At 66.2% G+C, this 21,578-nt stretch carries 23 protein-coding genes; 6 read left to right on the top strand and 17 right to left on the bottom strand.

Annotated elements, in window-relative coordinates; genetic code table 11:
* Positions 1-280 precede the first annotated feature (280 nt).
* From ACSBPQ_RS05340 to surE, 4 genes are read right to left on the bottom strand one after another with little or no spacing between them, the layout of a single operon-like run.
* Positions 281-1,066: a peptidoglycan DD-metalloendopeptidase family protein gene (locus ACSBPQ_RS05340; protein WP_442684007.1), complete on the bottom strand. Its 786-nt coding sequence runs from the start codon at positions 1,064-1,066 to the stop codon at positions 281-283.
* Positions 1,063-1,677: a YqaA family protein gene (locus tag ACSBPQ_RS05335; RefSeq protein ID WP_442684006.1), complete on the bottom strand. Its 615-nt coding sequence runs from the start codon at positions 1,675-1,677 to the stop codon at positions 1,063-1,065. Before ACSBPQ_RS05335 ends, ACSBPQ_RS05340 begins: the two co-directional genes overlap by 4 nt.
* A 19-nt stretch (positions 1,678-1,696) precedes the next feature.
* Positions 1,697-2,374 carry a protein-L-isoaspartate(D-aspartate) O-methyltransferase gene (locus tag ACSBPQ_RS05330; RefSeq protein WP_442684005.1) on the bottom strand — a complete coding sequence of 226 codons (678 nt, stop codon included), beginning with the start codon at positions 2,372-2,374 and terminating at the stop codon, positions 1,697-1,699.
* On the bottom strand, positions 2,371-3,150 hold the full coding sequence (surE, locus tag ACSBPQ_RS05325; protein ID WP_442684004.1) for a 5'/3'-nucleotidase SurE: 780 nt from the start codon (positions 3,148-3,150) through the stop codon (positions 2,371-2,373). Before surE ends, ACSBPQ_RS05330 begins: the two co-directional genes overlap by 4 nt.
* A 181-nt stretch (positions 3,151-3,331) precedes the next feature.
* Here surE and ACSBPQ_RS05320 point away from each other — a divergent pair, with 181 nt between their 5' ends.
* Entirely contained in the window at positions 3,332-3,871 is a 540-nt protein-coding gene (locus ACSBPQ_RS05320) for a Smr/MutS family protein (RefSeq protein WP_442684003.1), read from the top strand.
* A gap of 9 nt (positions 3,872-3,880) precedes the next feature.
* Here the strand turns inward: ACSBPQ_RS05320 and truD are convergent, their stop codons facing one another.
* From truD to ACSBPQ_RS05280, 8 genes are all read right to left on the bottom strand, one after another.
* Positions 3,881-4,924, bottom strand: a complete 1,044-nt coding sequence (gene truD, locus ACSBPQ_RS05315; RefSeq protein ID WP_442684002.1) for a tRNA pseudouridine(13) synthase TruD — start codon at positions 4,922-4,924, stop codon at positions 3,881-3,883.
* Complete coding sequence (ispF, locus tag ACSBPQ_RS05310; RefSeq protein ID WP_442684001.1) at positions 4,921-5,421, bottom strand: 2-C-methyl-D-erythritol 2,4-cyclodiphosphate synthase; 501 nt, start codon at positions 5,419-5,421, stop codon at positions 4,921-4,923. Before ispF ends, truD begins: the two co-directional genes overlap by 4 nt.
* A gap of 51 nt (positions 5,422-5,472) precedes the next feature.
* Positions 5,473-6,174 carry a 2-C-methyl-D-erythritol 4-phosphate cytidylyltransferase gene (ispD, locus tag ACSBPQ_RS05305; RefSeq protein ID WP_442684000.1) on the bottom strand — a complete coding sequence of 234 codons (702 nt, stop codon included), beginning with the start codon at positions 6,172-6,174 and terminating at the stop codon, positions 5,473-5,475.
* Positions 6,171-6,524 (bottom strand): cell division protein FtsB, encoded by a 354-nt coding sequence (gene ftsB, locus ACSBPQ_RS05300; RefSeq protein ID WP_442683999.1) that lies wholly within the window; start codon positions 6,522-6,524, stop codon positions 6,171-6,173. Before ftsB ends, ispD begins: the two co-directional genes overlap by 4 nt.
* 3 nt (positions 6,525-6,527) lie before the next feature.
* Positions 6,528-7,820, bottom strand: coding sequence for a phosphopyruvate hydratase (gene eno / locus ACSBPQ_RS05295; protein ID WP_442683998.1), 1,293 nt, complete (start codon positions 7,818-7,820; stop codon positions 6,528-6,530).
* A 212-nt stretch (positions 7,821-8,032) separates the two neighbouring features.
* On the bottom strand, positions 8,033-8,866 hold the full coding sequence (gene kdsA / locus ACSBPQ_RS05290) for a 3-deoxy-8-phosphooctulonate synthase (RefSeq protein WP_442683997.1): 834 nt from the start codon (positions 8,864-8,866) through the stop codon (positions 8,033-8,035).
* 109 nt (positions 8,867-8,975) lie between these two features.
* On the bottom strand, positions 8,976-10,640 hold the full coding sequence (locus ACSBPQ_RS05285; RefSeq protein WP_442683996.1) for a CTP synthase: 1,665 nt from the start codon (positions 10,638-10,640) through the stop codon (positions 8,976-8,978).
* Between the two features lie 130 nt (positions 10,641-10,770).
* Positions 10,771-11,022: a hypothetical protein gene (locus tag ACSBPQ_RS05280; RefSeq protein WP_442683995.1), complete on the bottom strand. Its 252-nt coding sequence runs from the start codon at positions 11,020-11,022 to the stop codon at positions 10,771-10,773.
* A 160-nt stretch (positions 11,023-11,182) separates the two neighbouring features.
* On the opposite strand from ACSBPQ_RS05280, the gene parE reads away from it, so the two are divergent.
* Positions 11,183-13,072, top strand: coding sequence for a DNA topoisomerase IV subunit B (gene parE / locus ACSBPQ_RS05275; protein ID WP_442683994.1), 1,890 nt, complete (start codon positions 11,183-11,185; stop codon positions 13,070-13,072).
* A gap of 299 nt (positions 13,073-13,371) precedes the next feature.
* Here the strand turns inward: parE and ACSBPQ_RS05270 are convergent, their stop codons facing one another.
* Together ACSBPQ_RS05270 and ACSBPQ_RS05265 are read right to left on the bottom strand one after the other, a co-directional pair.
* Positions 13,372-14,493 (bottom strand): anion permease, encoded by a 1,122-nt coding sequence (locus tag ACSBPQ_RS05270; RefSeq protein ID WP_442683993.1) that lies wholly within the window; start codon positions 14,491-14,493, stop codon positions 13,372-13,374.
* Positions 14,494-14,505: 12 nt separating this feature from the next.
* A complete protein-coding gene (locus tag ACSBPQ_RS05265; RefSeq protein WP_442683992.1) occupies positions 14,506-15,132 on the bottom strand; it encodes a DUF47 domain-containing protein in 627 nt (208 codons plus the stop codon).
* Positions 15,133-15,409: 277 nt separating this feature from the next.
* On the opposite strand from ACSBPQ_RS05265, the gene ACSBPQ_RS05260 reads away from it, so the two are divergent.
* Both ACSBPQ_RS05260 and ACSBPQ_RS05255 read left to right on the top strand, forming a co-directional pair.
* Positions 15,410-16,753: a hemolysin family protein gene (locus ACSBPQ_RS05260; RefSeq protein ID WP_442683991.1), complete on the top strand. Its 1,344-nt coding sequence runs from the start codon at positions 15,410-15,412 to the stop codon at positions 16,751-16,753.
* Positions 16,737-17,390, top strand: coding sequence for an exopolysaccharide biosynthesis protein (locus ACSBPQ_RS05255; RefSeq protein WP_442683990.1), 654 nt, complete (start codon positions 16,737-16,739; stop codon positions 17,388-17,390). Before ACSBPQ_RS05260 ends, ACSBPQ_RS05255 begins: the two co-directional genes overlap by 17 nt.
* A 55-nt stretch (positions 17,391-17,445) precedes the next feature.
* Here the strand turns inward: ACSBPQ_RS05255 and ACSBPQ_RS05250 are convergent, their stop codons facing one another.
* From ACSBPQ_RS05250 to ACSBPQ_RS05240, 3 genes are all read right to left on the bottom strand, one after another.
* Positions 17,446-18,435, bottom strand: coding sequence for an LLM class flavin-dependent oxidoreductase (locus tag ACSBPQ_RS05250; RefSeq protein WP_442683989.1), 990 nt, complete (start codon positions 18,433-18,435; stop codon positions 17,446-17,448).
* A 109-nt stretch (positions 18,436-18,544) separates the two neighbouring features.
* Positions 18,545-19,300, bottom strand: a complete 756-nt coding sequence (locus tag ACSBPQ_RS05245) for a sulfurtransferase (protein ID WP_442683988.1) — start codon at positions 19,298-19,300, stop codon at positions 18,545-18,547.
* 76 nt (positions 19,301-19,376) lie between these two features.
* Complete coding sequence (locus ACSBPQ_RS05240) at positions 19,377-19,742, bottom strand: DUF6164 family protein (protein ID WP_442683987.1); 366 nt, start codon at positions 19,740-19,742, stop codon at positions 19,377-19,379.
* A 61-nt stretch (positions 19,743-19,803) separates the two neighbouring features.
* On the opposite strand from ACSBPQ_RS05240, the gene ACSBPQ_RS05235 reads away from it, so the two are divergent.
* Positions 19,804-20,235: an FKBP-type peptidyl-prolyl cis-trans isomerase gene (locus ACSBPQ_RS05235; protein ID WP_442683986.1), complete on the top strand. Its 432-nt coding sequence runs from the start codon at positions 19,804-19,806 to the stop codon at positions 20,233-20,235.
* Positions 20,219-21,469, top strand: a complete 1,251-nt coding sequence (locus ACSBPQ_RS05230) for a TIGR03862 family flavoprotein (RefSeq protein ID WP_442683985.1) — start codon at positions 20,219-20,221, stop codon at positions 21,467-21,469. Before ACSBPQ_RS05235 ends, ACSBPQ_RS05230 begins: the two co-directional genes overlap by 17 nt.
* Positions 21,470-21,578 lie beyond the last annotated feature (109 nt).

Raw genomic sequence — 21,578 nt, 5'->3', positions numbered from 1 at the left:
CACGAAGGTGCGCGCTTCTGCCCGCCTTCGTGGCCGCAGTGCGTTCAGCAGCTACAGCGCTGCAGGCAACGCCACACCCCGGATTGCGCCAGTCCACAATGCGCGCCTCGACAGCGCCGGGCACCGTGGGCGACGCGGTGAACGGCAAGGCCGCCGGCATCCCGTGCCCACGCAGGACACCGGCACTTTTCGTAACGGCGGCGACGGAAATCCCCGCACTCATGGACGTCTTCCAGGCCAGCGCCAGCAGGCCGCCGGCGCGCCTGCAATGGTCGCCGGCTTACTTTTTCGGCAGGTACAGCAGCGGGTCCACCGGCTTGCCGTTGTGGCGGATCTCGAAGTGCAGCATGTCGCGCGAGGTACCGGTACGGCCCATCTCGGCGATCTGGTCGCCCGCCTTGACGTTCTGCCCCTCATTCACCAGCCGCTTGCGGTTGTGGCCATAGGCGGACAGCCACTGCTCGCTGTGCTTGATGATGATCAGTTCGCCGTAACCCACCAGCCCGGCGCCGGAATACACCACCACGCCTGGACCGGCGGCACGTACCGGCTGGCCGCTGGTGCCGGCGATGTCCACGCCCTGCTTGGTGGTTTCACCCGCCACGAAGCGCCCGACCAGCGCGCCATCGGCCGGCCAGCGCCAGCTGATGCCGCTGTTGACCGGGGCCGCGGTGGCTGCCGGCGGTGTAGTCGGCCGCGAGGTGCCGGTGGTGGTACCGGTTGACGGACGGTTGCCCGCAGCCACAGTGCCCGCCGGGTACAGCCGCAGCGTCTGGCCCGGATAGATGGTGTACGGCTCCGACAGGCCGTTCCAGGCGGCCAGGTCACGCGGGGTGATGCCATGGATGCGCGCCAACGCATAGAGCGTATCGCCGCGCCGCACAGTCGCCGTCTGCCCGGGCTTGGCCACGGAAGTCTGCGGTGTGCTGGGGCGTGCGCTACCGCCAGCGCTACTGCCAGCGCCGGAAGGCTTGACCACGGTCGCCGTGCCGCAGCCCGCCAACACCACCATCAGCGCAGCCATCGCCGCGCCGCGGAATCCTTTGCCCATCATCTGTGCACTCATGCGAACTTCGCCCTCCAGACCAGCCAACCCACCATGCCGGCGACCAGCACGGTCGCGATCCAGCCCAGTGGTTCAATCCAGCGCCGCAATGCGCTGGCGGCACGCGCGCCCCCGAAACGGATGACCGCAGCCAGAATATAAACGCGCTTACCGCGCCCGATCAGCATGCTCAACGCGTACTGCGGCAGCGGCACGCCGACGATACCGGAAGCCCACGTGAAGACCTTCATCGGAATCGGCATGAAGCCGCCCAGCACCAGGAAAGTAACCACCGCCCACGGCGACTGGGCCATCTTTTCCTGCAGCGTGGCGATCCCCGACTCGATCGCGGGCAGCATGCCCATCATCTCGAACAGCGGCTTCAACGCCTCGAACGCGTAGTGGCCCAGCGCATAGCCGACCATCGCGCCCAGCATCGAGCCGATCAAACTCAGCGTGGCAAAACGCCAGCCCTTGCGCGGCTGCGCCACGCACATCGGCATCAGCATCACTTCCGGCATCACCGGGAAAATGATGGCCTCGATGAAGCTCAATACCGTCAGATAGGTCGGCGCGCGCTCATGGGCGGCCCATACCATCGCGCGGTCGTACAACGGCCCGAAAATCTTCATGATTCGTATGTCCCGGAGTTCAGTCCAGCATGCCCGACAGCAGCGGCACGAAGCTGACCGGCGCCAGATCCTCCTGCTGGATGCTGCCATCGGCCAGTCGTGTCAATTGCAGGAGGGCCTGTCCGCCGGGGCCGCCGACCGGCGCCACCAGTCGACCGCCAACGGCCAGTTGTTCGATCAGCGCATCCACCAGCGCCGGTGCCGCCGCGGTGACCACGATGGCGTCGTAGGGGCCGTGCTCGGGCCAGCCGATTCGGCCGTCGTCGTGCTTGCTGCGCACGTTCATCCCCAGCTGGCGGAAACGCTTGCGTGCCTGCCGCAACAGCTCGCCAATGCGCTCGACCGTGTAGACCTCCAGCCCCAGCGCGGCGAGGATCGCCGCCTGGTACCCGGAGCCGGTACCGACTTCGAGCACGGTCTTCGGCGCGACCGCCAGCACCGCCTCGGTCATCCGCGCCACCACCCACGGCTGGGAGATGGTCTGGCCGTGGCCGATCGGCAACGCGGTGTCCTCATAGGCACGCGAGGCCAGCGCCTCGTCGATGAACAGGTGCCGCGGCACCACCCGCACCGCGTTGAGCGTGGGCTCGCTGGCGATGCCGGCCTCGCGCAGACGATCCACGAGGCGGTCACGCACCCGTTGCGAGGTCATGCCGATACCCATCGCCTCCGGTTGCAGCCGCAGACGCGGCGTCATGCCTTCGTCCCCAGCGTGGCCGAAAGCCCGCCCACCCAGCCGGCGACTTTTTCAAGCGCCGAATAGCGGGTCAGATCGACCTGGATCGGCGTGATCGAGATATGGCCGGTGCGTACCGCGTGGAAATCGGTACCGGGACCGGCGTCCTGCTCGCTGCCGGCCGGGCCGATCCAGTACACGGTGTTGCCGCGCGGATCGGTCGCCGGAATGCAGGCTTCGGCACGGTGGCGGTTGCCCAGCCGGGTGACCTCGAAGCCGCGGATATCTTCCCAGGCCAGATCCGGGACATTGACGTTGAGGATGGTGTCGGCCGGCAGCGGGTCGGCCTTCAGGCGTGCCACGATCTCCACCGCCGCCTTGGCCGCGGTGCGGAAATGGCGGGCGTCATGCTTGTGCGTGACCAGCGATACCGCCACCGACGGCAGGCCGAGGAAGCGCCCCTCCATCGCCGCCGACACCGTACCGGAATAGATCACGTCATCGCCCAGGTTGGCGGCATTGTTGATGCCCGACACCACGATGTCCGGCTCGTACTCGAGCATGCCGGTCAGCGCCAGGTGCACGCAGTCGGTCGGGGTGCCGGCCACCGCGCAGGTGTAGTGGTCGATGCGCCGCAGCCGTACCGGTCGGTCCAAGGTCAACGAATTGCTGGCGCCGGAGCGGTCGCGGTCCGGTGCAACCACCGTGACCTCATGGCCGGCGTTGCGCAGTTCCTCGGCAAGCACCTTGATGCCGGGGGCATCCACACCGTCGTCGTTTGATACAAGTACGCGCATTGAAGACCTGGTTCACTCAATCAACGGCGGTGCACACCTTGCCTCACCGCTCCTGCTGCCGTGCCGGTGCGCCACCTCTGCGGATGCACACCGGCCTGATCGCCCATGATACCGGAATGGACTGGCCGCCTTGACCCCCGCCGGCATATGCCCGCCGCGTCCGGCACGGTAGGCTGTGCACATGTCGTACCCCGAAGATGAAGATGACAGCGCGCTGTTCCTTTCCGCCATCGGCAAGGTGACCCGGCTGCCCGAAGTGGATGCGCCGGTGACCGGCAAGCCGCGCCCGAAGCCGCGCGCGCGCATGGCTGAACAGGACGAGGCGCTGGCGCTGGGCGAATTCGCCCGGCTGCTGCAGTCCGGCACACCGCTGGAAGCCGGCGACGTCGCCAGTTACCGCCGTGAAAACCTGCCGCCGCGGATGTTCCAGCGACTCAAGCGTGGCCAGTATTCAGTGCAGGACGAACTGGATCTGCACGGCGCCACCACGCTCCAGGCCGAGCTGCTGCTGCGGCAATTCCTGCAGGAGGCGCACGCCCATGAATTCGGCTGCGTGCGCATCATCCACGGCAAGGGCCTGCAGTCCGATGGCGGCGCACCGGCGCTGAAGAACCTGGTCGACCGCATGCTGCGGCTGCGCAATGACGTGCTGGCGTTCCACTCCGCTCCTACCGCGCAGGGCGGGACCGGCGCGGTACTGGTGCTGCTGGCACGGCGCTGAGGTCGAGCCTCAGCTTGCGGCAAGCACCTGGCTGGCATCGGTGACCGTGCCCAGCTCATGCAGCACCGCCGTGGCATAGCAGCCTGGCGGCAGCGCAAAGGAGATTTCCAGCACATCCGGCTGCAACCACTGGTGCTGCAGCAGTGCCGGCCGCAGCCGCAGCGAGCGCCGCTCCTGCTTCAGACCGGCCGCTTCCAGCCCCGCGCGCAACGTCAGCGCCTGCTCATCGGCCAGCGCCGCCGACTCCAGTGCCAGCGCCTCGCCAGTGGAGCGCAACTCGCCCACACCCCACAGCGGCCCGCTGGGATGGATGTCGAAACGTGCCAGACGCTCGGCCAGCACCTCGCTCATCGGCTCGGGGCCGAACACCGAGCGGCTGCCGTCCAGCATCCATACCTCGCCCTCCAGCGGCCGGTCCCAGTTCCCCTGCTCCACTCGCGCGGCCAGCACCCGATTGAACAAGGCCGAACGGGCCGCGGACAGCAGCATCGAGCGCTGGTCCTGGCGCACCCGGCGCCCGCCGAACATCGCCAATGCCGCCGGCACGTTGCCGCCGTCACGGCCAAAGCGCTGCTCACCGAACCAGTTCGGCAGGCCGCGCGCGGCAATGGTCTGCAGCCGCGTATCGATCGCCGCCACATCGCCCTGCACGTCGCGCAGCACCAGCTTGAAGCGGTTGCCGGCCAGCGCGCCGCGCTGCAGCTTGCGGTTGTGCCAGGTGGCCGAGAGCACATGGATTTCATCGGATTCCAGCGTGGCAATGTCCGGCGACACGCGCTTGGGCAGGTGCACGCTGAAACGCTGCGTGGTCACCGCATGGCGGTCCTTCTGGCCGGCGTAGCTGACGCCCATCTCGGGTATGCCCGCCCACTGCGCCAGCCGCTTGGCCACGGCCACGGTATTGGCGCCACGCTTGCGGATCTCCAGCAGCAGATGCTCGCCTTCGCCCGTCGCCTCGAATGCGGACAGCTCATCGACCTGAAAATCTTCCGGCACAGTGCGGATGGCCGCGCTCAGCAGCGGCTCGCCGAACGCCAGCGGCAGCGCGCTCACAGCGCCACCAGCAATACGGCGGCCTGCGCGGCGATGCCTTCCTCGCGACCGGTGAAACCGAGCTTCTCGCTGGTGGTGGCCTTGATGCTGACCCGCTCCAGTTCGATCCCCAGCAGCTGTGCGACCTGCTCGCGCATCGCCAGCGCATGCGGGCCAACCTTGGGCCGTTCGCAGATCACGGTGATGTCGGCATTGCCGACCTGCCAGCCACGTTCGGCCAGCAGCGCGTTGCAATGTGTGACGAATCGGCTGCTGTCCGCGCCCTTCCAGCGGTCATCCGACGGCGGAAAATGCACGCCGATATCGCCCAGCGCTAACGCACCGAGCATCGCATCGCACAGCGCGTGCAGGACCACATCGCCATCGCTGTGCGCCAGCACGCCGCAACGATGCGGAACGCGCACGCCGCCGAGCATGACGTGGTCACCCTCCCCGAACACATGCACGTCATAGCCCTGGCCGATGCGGATCGGCAGGAAGGAAACAGGATTGCTCATGGAATTTGCCACTTCTGCTCAAAGCCGGCACCGGCAGCGCCAGCGGTCGGATCAGCTGCCGCGACGCGACAGCTCGAATTCAAATCGCGCCAGATCGGCCGGCGTGGTGACCTTGAAATTGCTCTCGTCACCTTCCACCAGCAGCGGCCGCGTGCCCTGGCGCTCCATCGCCATCGCCTCGTCGGTCACTTCGACGCCAGCGGCGGAAGCCTCCATCAGCGCACGGGCAAGCTGGTGACGGCGGAACAGCTGCGGCGTCAACGCACGCCATAGCCGCTCACGTGGCTCGGTGCGGTCGATACCGCCATCATCGCCGGTACGCTTGAGGGTATCGCGTACCGGGGCCGCCAGAATCGCGCCCACCGGATCCATACGCCCCACCTCCAGCAGACGCCCCAGATCCGCCGCAGCCAGATTGGGGCGCGCGGCATCATGGACCAGCACGAAATCGTCGGCGCGGACGCTGTCCGGCAAGGCCTGCAGCCCAGCCAGCACCGACAGTGCGCGAGTCTCACCGCCAGTGCAGGTCAGCACCGGCTTGTCGGCAAACGCGCTCCAGCCCGGCCAGTCCGCGTCATTCTCGGCGATCACCACCATCACCCCGGCCACACCGGGATGCGACAGCAGTGCTTCCAGCGTATGCGCCAGCAACGGCTGGCCGCCGGCCTGCAGATACTGCTTGGGCAGCGCGCCACCAAAGCGGGTGCCACGCCCGGCGGCCGGCACCACCGCCCAGACCTGGGTCACGCTCATGGCAGTTCCTCCGAGGGATTGGACGGATTGCCTTGCCCACCGCCTGCCCCAGCGCGCGTCGTTACCGGTGCGTTTTCCACCACCCGGTAGAACTTCTCGCCCGGCTTGATCATGCCCAGCTCGCTGCGTGCCCGCTCTTCGATGGCGGCCTCGCCTTCCTTCAGGTCCTTGACCTCGGCAGCGAGCGCATCATTGCGCTGCTGCAGGCCTTCGTTGTCGCGTTTCTGGCTGGCGACCTGGGCTTCGAGCATCATCACTTCACCCGAATTGCCCGGGCCGAACCAGAAGCGGTACTGCAGCAATGCCAGCAGTACCGCGAGCACCAGCAGCAGCCAGCGCCAGTTGCGCATGGCTCAGCGCTTGAGCGAGACGAACGCGTTACGACCGGCGTAACGCGCGTTGCCGCCGAGGGCTTCCTCGATACGCAGCAACTGGTTGTACTTGGCCACGCGATCGCTGCGGCACAGCGAGCCGGTCTTGATCTGGGTGGCGGTGGTGGCCACGGCGATGTCGGCGATGGTGGTGTCCTCGGTCTCGCCCGAACGGTGCGAAACCACGGCGGCATAGCCGGCCTTGTCGGCCATGGCGATGGCTTCCAGGGTCTCGGTCAGCGTGCCGATCTGGTTGACCTTGATCAGGATCGCGTTGGCGGTGCCCGAGTCGATGCCTTCCTTGAAGATCTTCGGGTTGGTGACGAACAGGTCGTCACCGACCAGCTGCACCTTGCTGCCGATGCGCTCGGTCAGCAGCTTCCAGCCGGCCCAGTCGTTCTCGGCCAGGCCGTCCTCGATGGTGATGATCGGGTACTGCGCGGCCCAGCCGGCCAGGAAGTCGACGAACTGCTCGGAGGTCAGGCGCTTGTTCTCGCCCACCAGGTTGTACTTGCCGTTCTCGTAGAACTCGCTGGACGCCACGTCCAGACCCAGCAGCACGTCCTCACCGGCGGTGTAACCGGCCTTGCCGATGGCTTCGAGGATGGTGTCCAGCGCTTCGACATTGCTGCGGAAGTCCGGGGCGAAACCGCCTTCGTCACCCACCGCCGTGCTCAGGCCGTGGCCCTTGAGCACCGACTTGAGCGAATGGAAAATTTCGGTGCCGGCACGCAGCGATTCGGCGAACGAATCGAAGCCGACCGGCAGCACCATGAATTCCTGGAAGTCGACGTTGTTGTCGGCATGCGCACCGCCGTTGATGATGTTCATCATCGGCACCGGCAGCGACGGCGTGGCGCCGGTCTTGCCGGCCAGGTACTGCCACAGCGCCTGCTTCTTCGACGCGGCGGCGGCGTGCGCGGCAGCCATCGAAACACCGAGCAGCGCATTGGCACCCAGGCGGCCCTTGTTGTCGGTACCGTCCAGATCGATCAGGCGACGGTCCAGTCCTTCCTGGTCGGCCGCATCGAAATCCTTCAGCGCCGTGGCGATGGCGCCATTGACGTTGGCCACCGCATCGCGCACGCCCTTGCCCAGGTAACGGGTCTTGTCGCCATCACGCAGCTCCACCGCTTCCTTGGTGCCGGTGGAAGCACCCGACGGCACCATCGCGCGGCCGAACGAGCCGTCCTGCAGGGTGACTTCGGCTTCCAGCGTGGGGTTGCCACGGCTGTCGAGGATTTCACGGGCGTGGATCTTGGCGATAGTGGTCATGATCGGGGGAAAGGACTCGTCTTGAAGTGGATCGGATGTCAGGAAAAGAACGTAAAACCGCCGGCAAGTCTAAACGAAGCCGGTATCCGCGCGGCGCGTTGCTTACCGTTGAAAGCGGCAATTGCAGGCACAGCTGAACGGTATGGGCAGTATTCCGCACCTTGCGCAAGACCGGTGCGGACGACCTGGCGGCAGGTCATCCGCGCCCGGGGTCACACGCCGGATTCGAGGAAACCGTTCTTCTTGGTGATCGAATCCAGCGCCAGCAGGGTTTCCAGCAGCGCCTCCATCTTGTCCAGCGGCCATGCATTGGGGCCGTCGGACAGCGCCTTGGAGGGATCCGGATGGGTCTCGGCAAACAGCCCGGCCACGCCCACCGCCACCGCCGCCCGCGCCAGCACCGGCACGAACTCGCGCTGGCCGCCCGAACTGCTGCCCTGCCCGCCCGGCAACTGCACCGAATGGGTGGCATCGAACACCACCGGGCACTGCGTCTCGCGCATCACCGCCAGCGAGCGCATGTCGCTGACCAGGTTGTTGTAGCCGAAGCTGGCGCCGCGCTCGCAGACCATGATGGCGTCGTTGCCGGTGGACCTGGCCTTCTCCACAACCGGCTTCATGTCCCACGGCGACAGGAACTGGCCCTTCTTGATATTCACCGGCTTGCCGGCACTGCACACCTTCTTGATGAAGTCGGTCTGCCGCACCAGGAAAGCCGGGGTCTGCAGCACGTCCACCACCGAGGCGACCTCGTCCATCGGCGTGTATTCATGCACGTCGGTCAGCACCGGCACGCCGATCTGCTTTTTCACCTCGGCCAGCACCTTCAGCCCTTCTTCCAGCCCGGGGCCACGGAAGCTGGTGCCGGAGGTGCGGTTGGCCTTGTCGAAGCTGGACTTGAAGATGAAGTTCATCCCCAGCTTGCCGGTGACCTCCTTCAGCCTGCCGGCAGTATCGAGCTGCAGTTGCATCGACTCGATCACACACGGGCCGGCGATCAGGAACAACGGCTGGTCCAGGCCGACTTCGAATCCACAGAGTTTCATGCTGTTTCTCGCTTAACTAGGAGGTCAGACAAGGGACAGGTGAAGATGGGCGGAAAAGGCAAGGTCTGTCCACCCGTCTGCCTTTCCCCTCCACCCGTTCCGGCAACACTTACGCCTGCGCCTGCTTCAGCAGCTTGCCACCGGCTTTCTTCTCGCGCGCGGCGCGGATGAAGCCGACGAACAGCGGATGCCCTTCGCGCGGCGTGGACAGGAACTCCGGATGCGCCTGGCAGGCCAGGAACCACGGATGCTGGTCGCGCGGCAGTTCCACCACTTCCACCAGCGTGTCGTCCATCGACTTGCCGGCGATCACCAGCCCGGCATCTTCCAGCTGGGTGCGGTAGCGGTTGTTGAACTCGTAGCGGTGGCGATGACGCTCGGCCACCACGTCCTTGCCGTACAGCTCGTGCGCCAGCGTGCCCGGCTTCAGGCGCTGCTCCTGCAGCCCCAGGCGCATGGTGCCGCCCAGATCGGACTTCTCGTCGCGCTTCTCGACTTCGCCACTGGCGGTGCGCCATTCGGTGATCAGGCCGATTACCGGATTGGGCGACTGGCGGTCGTTCTCGGTGCTGTTGGCATTTTCCAGCCCGGCCACGTGGCGGGCGAAATCCACCACCGCCGCCTGCATGCCGTAGCAGATGCCGAAGTACGGCACCTTGTGCTCGCGGGCGAATCGGGAGGTCAGCACCTTGCCCTCGAAGCCGCGATCACCGAAACCACCCGGCACCAGGATGCCGTCGACATCCTCCAGCCCTGCCAGTCCCGAGGTCTCCAGCTCCTGCGCTTCCAGCCACTTCAGGTTGACCTTGGTGCGCTGGCGCAGGCCGCCATGTTTGAGCGCCTCGCCCACCGACTTGTAGGCATCCTGGTGGTCCACGTACTTGCCGACCACGGCGATGGTGACCTCGTCCAGCGGATGCAGCGCCGCATCCAGCACCGCCTCCCATTCGGACAGATCGGCCGGAGCGGCCTTGTCACCCAGCTTCAACTGGTTGACCACGATCTCGTCCAGCCCCTGTGCGTGCAGCCCCATCGGTACGCGGTACAGCACTTCCACGTCCGGCACGCTGATCACGGCGCGTTCGGAAACGTTGGTGAACAGCGAGATCTTGCGCCGCTCCGAATCGGGAATGGCCTGCTCGGAACGGCACAGCAGCACGTCCGGCTGGATACCGATCGAGCGCAGCTCCTTGACCGAATGCTGGGTCGGCTTGGTCTTCAGCTCACCGGCCGCGCCGATGTAGGGCACCAGCGTGAGGTGCATGAACAAGGCCTTTTCCGGACCGCGCTCGGTGCGCACCTGGCGGATCGCCTCCAGGAACGGCAGTGATTCGATATCGCCCACGGTGCCGCCGATCTCCACCAGCGCCACGTCGAAGCCGGCAGTGGCCTCGTCGATGCAGCGGCGGATCTCGTCGGTGATGTGCGGGATCACCTGCACGGTGGCGCCCAGATAGTCGCCACGGCGCTCCTTGCGAATCACGTTCTCGTAGATGCGCCCGGTGGTGATCGAATTCTTGCGGCTCAGACGGGTCCGCAGGAAACGCTCGTAATGCCCCAGATCGAGGTCGGTCTCGGCACCGTCATCGGTGACATAGACCTCGCCGTGCTGGAAGGGACTCATGGTGCCCGGATCGACGTTGATGTACGGATCCAGTTTCATCATCGTGACCTTCAGGCCACGCGCCTCGAGGATGGAGGCCAACGATGCGGCTGCGATGCCCTTGCCAAGCGAGGACACCACGCCGCCGGTAACAAAAATAAGGGGGGTCATGGCTCACTTGCCTCCCGGAAAGCCCTAGTTTAAAGGTTGTCGCAGCAACACCCAAGCGCGGATGTGGCGACATCAAAAAAAAGACGCCCCGGCCTGCGCCGGGGCGTCCACATACCGTTTGAAATCCGCGTCAACGACGGCGGCTTTCTTCTTCCTCTTCCTCGCGCGGGGCCGGCTGATCGGCCCTGGCCTTTTCCTGTGCGGCAGCGGCGGCACGGCGCTTGGCCTTCTGCTCCGCCTCGACCTGCGCCTTGTCCACAGGGGCATCCTGGGCGGCGCCTGCCGTCTTCTTCTCCTTGTCCGCGCTCTGCGCCATCACCAGCGGAGCGGCGACCATCGCGGCGGCAATCGCCGCCAGCACCAGCATCTTTGATGTTTTCATCCGGACATCTCCTCAAAACTCGCGCGCCAGACGGCGGCGCAGGGATTGGAACCGCCTACAGGATACGCGCACCCGACCGGCCGTGCCCTGAATATCCCGCGTGCAAAAATCACCGTCAGCCCGCACACTCGCGGGTCAGTTTTGCGCCCTGCCGAGACACATGAACACCCGTTACAACGCCGCCGACATCGAAGTCCTTTCCGGTCTGGACCCGGTGAAACGCCGTCCTGGCATGTACACCGACACCACCCGTCCCAATCACCTGGCGCAGGAAGTCATCGACAACTCGGTCGACGAAGCCCTGGCCGGGCATGCCAGAACGGTGGAGGTCACGCTGTTCAAGGATGGCAGCTGCGAGGTCAGCGATGACGGCCGCGGCATGCCGGTGGACATCCACCCGGAAGAAGGCATCCCCGGTGTCGAGCTGATCCTCACCCGCCTGCATGCCGGCGGCAAATTCAGCAACCGCAACTACACCTTCAGCGGCGGCCTGCATGGCGTTGGCGTGTCGGTGGTGAACGCCCTGTCCACCTTGGTGGAAATCCACATCCGCCGCGACAGCAGTGAGCATCGCATCACCTTCCGCAACGGCGACCGTGCCAGCCCGCTGGAAGTGGTGGGCAGCGTCGGCAAGAAGAACACCGGTACGCGCCTGCACTTCTGGCCGGACCCGAAGTATTTCGATACCGCCAAATTCAATGTGCGCGCCCTGCGTCACCTGCTGCGCGCCAAGGCCGTGCTGTGCCCGGGGCTGACCGTCAAGCTCACCGACGAGGCCACCGGCGAGGTCGACACCTGGTATTACGAGGACGGCCTGCGCGACTACCTGAAGGCCGAGCTGGGCGAGTGCGAAATGCTGCCGGCCGAGCTGTTCACCGGCAGCCTGAAGAAGGAAACCGAGATCGTCGACTGGGCCGTGGCCTGGTTGCCGGAAGGCGAGCTGGTGCAGGAAAGCTACGTCAACCTGATTCCCACCGCGCAGCACGGCACCCACGCCAACGGCCTGCGCACCGGCCTGACCGAGGCGCTGCGCGAGTTCTGCGACTTCCGCAACCTGCTGCCGCGTGGCGTCAAGCTGGCCCCGGAAGACGTCTGGGACCGGGTGTCGTTCGTGCTGTCGCTGAAAATGACCGACCCGCAGTTCAGTGGCCAGACCAAGGAACGCCTGTCCTCGCGCCAGGCCGCCGGTTTCGTCGAGGGCGCCGCCCACGATGCCTTCAGCCTGCTGCTGAACCAGAACGTGGAGGTCGGCGAGAAGATCGCGCAGATCGCCATCGACCGTGCCAGCGCACGGCTCAAGACCGAAAAGCAGGTCACCCGCAAGAAGGTCACCCAGGGTCCGGCCCTGCCCGGCAAGCTGGCCGACTGCATCAGCCAGGACCTGTCGCGCACCGAGCTGTTCCTGGTCGAGGGTGACTCGGCCGGCGGCAGCGCCAAGCAGGCCCGCGACAAGGACTTCCAGGCGATCCTGCCGCTGCGCGGCAAGATCCTGAACACCTGGGAAGTGGCTTCGGGCAGCGTGCTGGCCTCCGAGGAAGTGCACAACCTGGCCGTGGCCATCGGCTGCGACCCGGGCAAGGACGACCTGTCCGGCCTGCGTTACGGCAAGGTGGTGATCCTGGCCGACGCCGACTCCGACGGCCTGCACATCGCCACCCTGCTGACCGCGCTGTTCCTGAAGCACTTCCCGGCGCTGGTCGATGCCGGCCATGTGTTCGTGGCGATGCCGCCGCTGTTCCGCGTCGACGTGGGCAAGCAGGTGTTCTATGCGCTGGACGAAGACGAAAAGCGTTCGCTGCTGGAGAAGATCCAGCGCGAGAAGCTCAAAGGCCAGGTCAACGTCACCCGCTTCAAGGGCCTGGGCGAGATGAACCCGCAGCAGTTGCGCGAGTCCACCATCCATCCCGATACCCGCCGGCTGGTGCAGCTGACGGTTGATGACGGCGAACAGACCCGCTCGCTGATGGACATGCTGCTGGCCAAGAAGCGCGCGCCTGACAGGAAGCAGTGGCTGGAGAACAAGGGCGACCTGGCTTCGCTGGAAGTCTGATCCCGGCAATTCACCGCTCCCGGCCGTGGCAACGGCGCCAGCATTCCCGAAACGGACAGGACCGCCTGGCGCGGTTGGAGAACAAGGGCGACCTGACTTCGCTGGAAGTCTGACTGCGTGCAGGAGCGGCATACGCCGCGAAGCGGGCAATGCTGCCGATCCAGGAGCATTTGCCACCTGGTGATGTCCGTGCTTCGCGGCTTGGGCCACGCCGGCAAACATCCTTGCCGCTTCACCCGCAGCAACAAAAAAGCCCGCCATCACTGGCGGGCTTTGCATTTTCCACAAGCGGGAACCGGTCAGTTCCAGCCGAACATCTTGAACAGCATCAGGATCAGATAGGCACAGCCACCTGCGGCCGGAATCGTCAGGATCCACGCCCACAGGATGCGCTCGATCACGCCCAGGCGCAGCGACTTGGGGTTCTTGGCAAAGCCGACACCCATGATCGCGGTGGAGATGCTGTGGGTGGTCGACACCGGCATACCGAAGTGCGCGGCCAGGGTCAGGATCGTGGCCGAACTGGTTTCCGCGGCAAAACCATGGATCGGATGCAGCTTGACCATCTTGTGGCCCAGGGTCTTGATGATCTTCCAGCCGCCGGAAGCGGTACCGGCCGCCATCACCACCGCACAGGTCAACACGATCCACATCGCGATGCCGTCGCCACCATGGGTGTCCGGATGCATGAAGCCCAGCCACGACGGCAGGTCATTCAGCGCACCGGTCGCCTCGGCACCGATCAGGGTCATCGCGATGATGCCCATGGTCTTCTGCGCATCGTTGTGGCCGTGGGCGAAGCCCATGTAGGCCGCCGAGACGATCTGCGCCTTGCCGAAGAAGGCGTTGACCCAGCGCGGGCGCGCCAGGCGACCGAGCACGCCGCCAATGCGGGCCATGCCGGCGATGATCGCCCACAGCAGGCACATCACCACCACACCGAGGAAGAAGCCGGCGATCGGCGAGGTGATCATCGGCACGAACACCTTCCACAGCAGGCCCTTGTTCTGCGCCCAGTTGCCGAGGTTCTGCGACCAGATCAGCGCATCCCAGTTGTTGTGCGCGGCGGCCAGGCCGGCGCCGCACAGGCCGCCGATCAGGGCGTGCGATGAGGAGGACGGCAGGCCCTTCCACCAGGTGATCAGGTTCCAGACGATACCGCCGAGCAGCGCACACAGGATCACCTGCGGCGTCACATCGACCACCTCGGTGTTGATCAGGCCGTTGGCGATGGTCAACGCCACCGCGGTGCCGGTCAGCGCACCGATCAGGTTCATGAAGGCGGCCAGCATCACCGCCCAGCCGGGCGACAACACCTTGGTGGCCACCACGGTGGCAATGGAGTTGGCGGTGTCGTGGAAGCCGTTGATGAACTCGAAGACGAGCGCGGCCAGGATCACCACCAGGACTAGGGTGAGCATCAGCAGACCCCGTCAGCTGTTCTTGAGCACGATCTGGTATGCCACCACACCCGCCTCACGGCAACGGTCGATGGCCTTTTCCAGAATCTCGAAGAATTCCTTGAGCAGGAACATCTGCAGGTTGTCCAGGCGCCCGGAATAGATGTCGCGATACAGCTCCAGCATCAGCCGGTCGGCCTCGTTCTCCAGCGCGCGCAGCTTTTCATTCAGCGCGGTCATGCGATCCAGGTTCATGTGGCGCAGGTCGTTGACCATCTCCACCACCACCCCGGCAGCCTGTTCCAGCATCGCCGCGCGCGGCGCGAAGTCGATCTGTTCCAGGTGCTGCACCGCCAGCGAATAGCGGTCGGCGAACTTCTCGATCTGCTTGGGAATCTTGTACAGCGCCGAACCCAGCGCCTCGATGTCCTCGCGCTCGATCGGTGTCATGAAGCTGTCCACCAGCGCCTGGCTGATCTTGTCCGAGGCGGCGCGTTCGCGCAGACGCGCCAGCTTGAACGCATCCAGTGCCGGCTGGCGATCGGCTTCCCGCATCATCGCGTGCAACGCTTTGGCGGCATCGGAAGCCGCCTGCGCGGCCTCATCAAGATAGGTGTAGAACTGCTTGCCGGAGCCGAAAATGGTCTGCAACGAAAACATGGGGAGCCTATTCGCCGTCGCGGGAGGGACGGCACCGGCGTGAATTATGACTGCTAGATGGCATCTCGGGTATTCCTTCACGTTTTCCCGGTGCGGCATGATGTCCGGTTAACGCTCCGCAGCCCTCTTTTGCTAAGATGCGTGAGCGCCCGCCAGGCGCATCCTATGGACGACGACCCTCATCCCCCGCCGCGAACCCCAGCGTGCCACACCCGTGGTGACGTGGTTGCCGCTTGCCTGACACACCCTCCCCTGCCACCAACCCGGGGAGAGTCCCGTGTTTGAATTCCTGATCGTCATTGCCCTGATTCTTCTCAATGGCTTCTTCGCCATGTCCGAGATGTCGGTGATGACCTCGCGCAAAAGCCGCCTCAAGCAGATGGCCGGCACCAGCAAGCGCGCCGCGCGTGCGCTGGAACTGTCTGAAAAGCCTGAGAATTTCCTGTCAACGGTGCAGATCGGCATCACCCTGATCGGCATCCTGACCGGTGTCTACGGCGGTGACGCCATCGGCGGCGCCATTGCCGCGCAGCTGCAGGCGCTGTTCCCGGCACTGTCGGCCAACTTCTCCCTGTTCGGTTCGACCCAGCCCTATGCCGACTTCCTCGGCAAGACGCTGGCCGTGGCCCTGATCACCTATCTGACGCTGATCTTCGGCGAACTGGTGCCCAAACGCGTCGCCCTGACCCGGTCGGAGGATATCGCCGGTGTCGTTTCGGTACCGATGAGCTGGCTGGCCCGCATCGCCGCCCCCGGCGTGTGGCTGCTGTCGCGCTCCACCCAGCTGGTGTTGCGCGTCCTGGGCCTGGGGCAGACCGAGTCGGTGTCGGTGACGGAAGAGGAGATCCGCATGCTGGTGGCCGAAAGCCACGAGGCCGGGGTGATCGACGCCGACGAGCGCAACATGATGAACCGGGTGATGCGGCTGGGCGATCGTACCGCCGACAGCCTGATGACCCCGCGCAACCGCATCGCCTGGCTGGACACCACCGCCGATGCCGCCAAGAACCTGAAGACCATGCGCGAGCATTCTTTCTCGCGCTACCCGGTCTACCGCGGCAACGACCAGGACATCATCGGCATCCTGGAAGTGAAAAGGCTGGTGACCCACCTGGAAGATCCGGGCGCGCCGCTGTTCCAGGAGCTGCGCGAAACCCTGTATGTGTCCGAATCCACCCATGCAATGAAGCTGCTGGAAATCTTCCGCGAGGAGCAGCAGTCGATGGCGCTGGTGGTGGACGAATACGGCGAGATCCAGGGGCTGGTCACCATCAGCGACCTGATGGGCGCGGTGGTCGGTCGCCTGCAGGCACCGGAGAATACCGTCGAGGACGCGCTGGTGGTCACCCGCGCCGACGGCTCGCTGCTGGTCGACGGCTCGCTGCCGGTGGATGACCTGCGCGAACTGATGGAAGGCGCGGTGCTGCCCGATGCCGAGGAAGGCGATTACTACACCCTGGCCGGCATGTGCACGCACCAGTTCGGCCGCATTCCGCATGCCGGCGAGTATTTCGACTGGGCCGGCTGGCGCATCGAGATCGTCGACCTGGACGGCGCCCGGATCGACAAGCTGTTGCTGAGCAAACTGCCGGAAGAAGAGGCCGATGAGCTCACCGGCTGATCCTTCCGCCGGCAGCGGCAGCTACCGCAACGAGGGCATCCGTACCCTGCTGGCGATGTTCGAGCACGGGGATCCGCAGGAACACCTGCCACTGGGAAAAATCCTGCAGGACCTGCAGCAAAGTGCCTTCGGCGTTTTCCTGTTCATCGCGATCCTGCCCGCGTTCATCCCGATCCCGGGGATCGGCGGCGCAGTCAGCGGCCCGCTGGTGCTGCTGATCGGCCTGCAGCTGCTCGGTGGCCTGTCGCGCCCATGGCTGCCCGGCTTCATCCGCCGCCATGGCCCCAGGCGCGCCACCATGCACCGGTTCCTGGGAAAGATCGCGCGTCCGCTGCGACGGCTGGACCAGATGCTGAAACCACGCTTGGCACTGGTGATCCAGCCGCTGCCGGCACGCATGTTCAGCGGCCTGCTGCTGATCCTGACCGGGCTGCTGCTGTCCCTGCCGATCCCGTTCACCAACTATCTGTTCGGCTTCCAGCTGCTGCTGTTTGCGCTGGCGCTGATCGAACGCGATGGCGCGCTGATGCTGTTCAACTGGGTTTCCGCCATCGCCGCGGCCCTGTTCTTCGGGCTGGGCTCGGGACAGCTGGTCACCGGTGTGCTCGATCTGCTGCAGCGCTGGAACGCCGGCTGAGCCGCCAGCCCGGGCGGCATCCAACTGGACACCGCCCGTCAGCAACACACCGATCTCAGTGCCGCGCCTGCCAGGCCTGCATGGCCAGTTCGAAGGAGCGCAGCCGTGCGGCGTGGTCGAAGATGTTGGCGGTCAGCAGCAGCTCGTCGGGCTGATGACGGCTGACGAAGTCCGCCATCCCTTCGGCAACCTGCGCCGGATCGCCCAGCACCATGCATGCCAGTGCGCGCTCGACCCCGGCCTTTTCATGCGGTTCCCAGAATGTTTCGATGTCGGCCACCGGCGCCGGGATCAGCCCCGGCTGGCCACGGCGCAGCTTCACAAAGCTCTGCTGCTGGGTGGTGAACAGGCGCCGCGATTCGGCCTCCGACTCACTGGCGACCACGTTCAACGCCAGCATCGCGTAGGGCGCCGCCAACCGCGCCGACGGGCGGAAGTCGCGCCGGTACAGGGCCAGCGCCTCGTCCATCGCATCCGGGGCGAAGTGCGAGGCGAAGGCGAACGGCAAGCCCATCGCCGCCGACAGCCGCGCACTGAACAGGCTGGAGCCCAGCAGCCATACCGGCACCTCGACCCCGGCACCCGGTACCGCCTGCACGCTCTGCCCGGCCTGCACCGGCTCGAAGTAGTGCAGCAGTTCGGCCACATCCTGCGGGAACTGGTCGGCGCTGTCGAAATAGCGGCGCAGCGCCCGCGCGGTGGCATGGTCGGTACCCGGCGCGCGCCCCAGCCCCAGATCGATACGGCCCGGATACAGCGAGGCGAGCGTGCCGAACTGCTCGGCCACCTGCAGCGGCGAATGGTTGGGCAGCATGATCCCGCCGGCACCGACGCGGATGCGCGAGGTGCCACCGGCCACATGCCCGATCAGCACCGAGGTCGCGGCACTGGCGATCCCGGGCATGTTGTGGTGTTCAGCCAGCCAGTAGCGCTGATAGCCCCAGCCTTCGGCATGACGGGCCAGATCCAGCATGTTGGCGAAGGCCTGCGGCGGCGTGGCGCCTTCGCACACCGGCGCCAGATCGAGAATCGACAGGGGAATCATCGTGGGCGGACTTCCATGGGAGATGTCCAGCATATGGGCCTGCCGGCCGCGCTTTGCCAGCCATCACGGCACGGCGACGGCACAACAGTGATTTCCAGAAAGGCGCCGCTCAGGCGACCTGCCCCGCTTCCTGGTCGACCAGCGGCTGCAACTGCGGGTCCAGCGCCACGCGCTCGTCGAACACGAAACAGCGGCCGTCATAGCCTTCGCCACCGACCTCCTCGAAATAACCGAGGATGCCGCCTTCCAGCTGCAGCACATTGTCCATGCCATCGTTCTGCATCCACAGTGCCGCCTTCTCGCAGCGGATGCCGCCGGTGCAGAAACTGACCACGGTGGCATCGGCCAGTGCTTCACGGTGCGGCTCCAGCGCCGCCGGCAACTCGGTGAATTTCGCGATCGGCAGGGTCAGGGCGCCGGCAAAGGTGCCGTGCTCGAATTCCTGCACATTGCGGGTATCGAGCATCACCACGCGCTTGCCGGCGTCGTCGTGGCCCTGCCGCAGCCAGCGCTGCAGCGTAGCCGGGCTCACGCTGGGCGCGCGCGGATAGTCCAGCGGCTGGCCGTCATCGCGGCGGAAGCTGATGATCTCCGGCTTGACCTTGACCTTGAGCCGGGCGAACGGCTGCATCCTGCTGTAGCTGTACTTGATGCGCATATCGGCAAAACGCGCATCTTCCTTCAGCGCCGCGTAGAAGGTATCGATCCCCTCACGCGTGCCCGCCAGGAACAGGTTGATGCCCTCACCCGCCACCAGCAGGGTGCCGCGCAACGCCTGGGCCTGTGCGCGCTCGAACAGGGAGCCGGCCAACGCCTCGGCATCATCCAGCGGAACAAAGAGGTAGGCGGCGGTGTTGACGATCATGTGTGGATTCCGGTGGAAAGCGCGCCGTGCACAGCGGCAACGGCATGGGTGAAAAACGGGGGTGCCGGCAATCGGCTCAACCACGCAAAAGCATGAACGGCAGCAGCACCAGCGCCGCCGCCGCGAGCATCCCCAGCAGGCCCGCGAGCACGTACAGCGGGCGCCGACGCAGCAGGGTGGCAAAGGTCTCGGCACTGCCATCGCGCAACGCGGCCTCGCGTTCTGCACGCATCCGCTGGCCGCGCTCGGCCTGGTAATCGGCCATCAGTGCCTTGGCGCGCGGATGGTCGGTGTTGTCGCGCAGCCACAGGCCGCCGTTGGAGATGCCCCACGGACTCGGCTCGGTGCGGTACCAGGCAAGGCCGTGGTGGTCGAGCAGTTCGCCGACTTCACGGATCTCGTCCTCGCCGACATTGCGCAGATTGAGCAGCAGTTTAGCCATCGCACCATGATACCCGGCGCCGATGCGCTACCCTTGCCCGCCCTGCATATCGGAGGCCGCCATGCGCCGCCTGTTCATCCCGCTGCTGTTGTCCCTGCTCGCCGCCGGCTGCACTCCACCCGGGCCGCCGCCGGGAGGCAGCATCGCCAGCTTCGAGCGCATCGACACCCAGCCCGGCACCGGTGCCGAAGCCGTCCCCGGCACCAAAGTCACCGTGCATTACAGCGGCTGGCTGTATGACGAGCGCAGCGCCGACAAGCACGGCGAGAAATTCGACAGTTCACTCGATCGCGGCGAACCGTTCACCTTCAACCTTGGCGAGAAGCAGGTGATCCGCGGCTGGGACGAGGGCGTCGCCGGCATGAAGGTCGGCGGCAAGCGCACGCTGATGATTCCGGCCGAATACGGCTACGGCAACCGCCGTACCGGGCCGATCCCGGCCGGTTCCTCGCTGGTGTTCGATGTCGAACTGCTCGATGTCCAGTCCCGCTGAGCCCGCTTGCGCCGCGCAGCGGGTCGCGGTGATCGGCGGCGGCCCGGCCGGCCTGTTCGCCGCCGAACACCTGCGCACGGCCGGCCTGCAGGTGGATCTGTATGAAGCCAAGGGCTCACCCGGACGCAAGTTCCTGATCGCCGGCAAGGGCGGGCTCAACCTCACCCATTCCGAGCCACGGCCACAGTTCGACGCCCGCTACCGCGAGCGGCAGGCCGAGGTCGGCCACTGGCTGGACGGCTTCGATGCCGATGCGCTGCGCCGCTGGGCCCAGGCGCTGGGCGTGGAAACCTATGTCGGCAGTTCCGGCCGTGTGTTCCCGGTGGACCGCAAGGCGGCGCCGCTGCTGCGCGGCTGGGTACGCCGGCTGAAGGAACAAGGCGTGCGTTTCCATGTCCAGCACCGCTGGAGCGGCTGGCATGAGGACGGCACGCTGCGGCTGGAAACGCCGGCCGCCACGGTCAGCGTCACCGCCGATGCCACGGTGCTGGCACTGGGCGGTGGCAGCTGGCCACAACTCGGCTCCGATGGCAGCTGGGCCGGAATCCTCGCCGCGCACGGGGTCGATATCGCGCCGTTGCAGCCGGCCAACTGCGGTTTCGATATCGACTGGAGCGATCACTTCCGCCAGCGCCATGCCGGCAGTCCGCTCAAGCCGGTGGTCGCGCACTGGAGCGACCCGCAAGGCCATCCCCGGCAGCTGCAGGGCGAATGCATCGCCAGCGACTACGGGATCGAAGGCAGCCTGGTCTATGCGCTGGCTGCGGACCTGCGTGACATCCTCCTGCGTGACGGCACAGCGGAACTGCAGCTGGACCTGGTCCCCGGGCGTGAACCGGAACGCCTGCATGCCGACCTTGCGCGGCCGCGCAAGGGCCGCAGCTTCGGCGAACACCTGCGCCGCGCCGCCGGGCTCGATGCCGCCAAAGCCGCGCTGGTGTTCGAAGTGCTGGGCAAGGACGCGGGGCAGGACCTGGAGCGTGTCGTTCGCACCCTGAAACGCCTGCCGCTGTCACTGCGGCGACCACGACCGATGGCCGAAACCATCAGCACCGCCGGCGGCGTGCGGCTGGAGGCGCTGACCGCAGACCTGATGCTGCATGCCCTGCCCGGCGTGTTCTGTGCCGGGGAGATGCTGGACTGGGAGGCGCCCACCGGCGGCTACCTGCTGACCGCCTGCAATGCCAGCGGCCAGCGTGCCGCCGAAGGCGTGATCCGGCGGCTGCGCGGCTGACGGTCGCACCCACGCCAGCGTCATTGCCGTCAACGAAAACGCCGCCCCTGTGAAGCAGAGACGGCGTTTTTTACTGCTGCCGGCAGCCGCGCATCACGGCACGGATGCA

Source organism: Stenotrophomonas sp. JC08 (genome assembly GCF_052180205.1).
GTDB lineage: Bacteria > Pseudomonadota > Gammaproteobacteria > Xanthomonadales > Xanthomonadaceae > Stenotrophomonas.
Note: the sequence above shows the minus strand (reverse complement) of the source record. Positions and strands in the feature narration are given on the sequence as shown.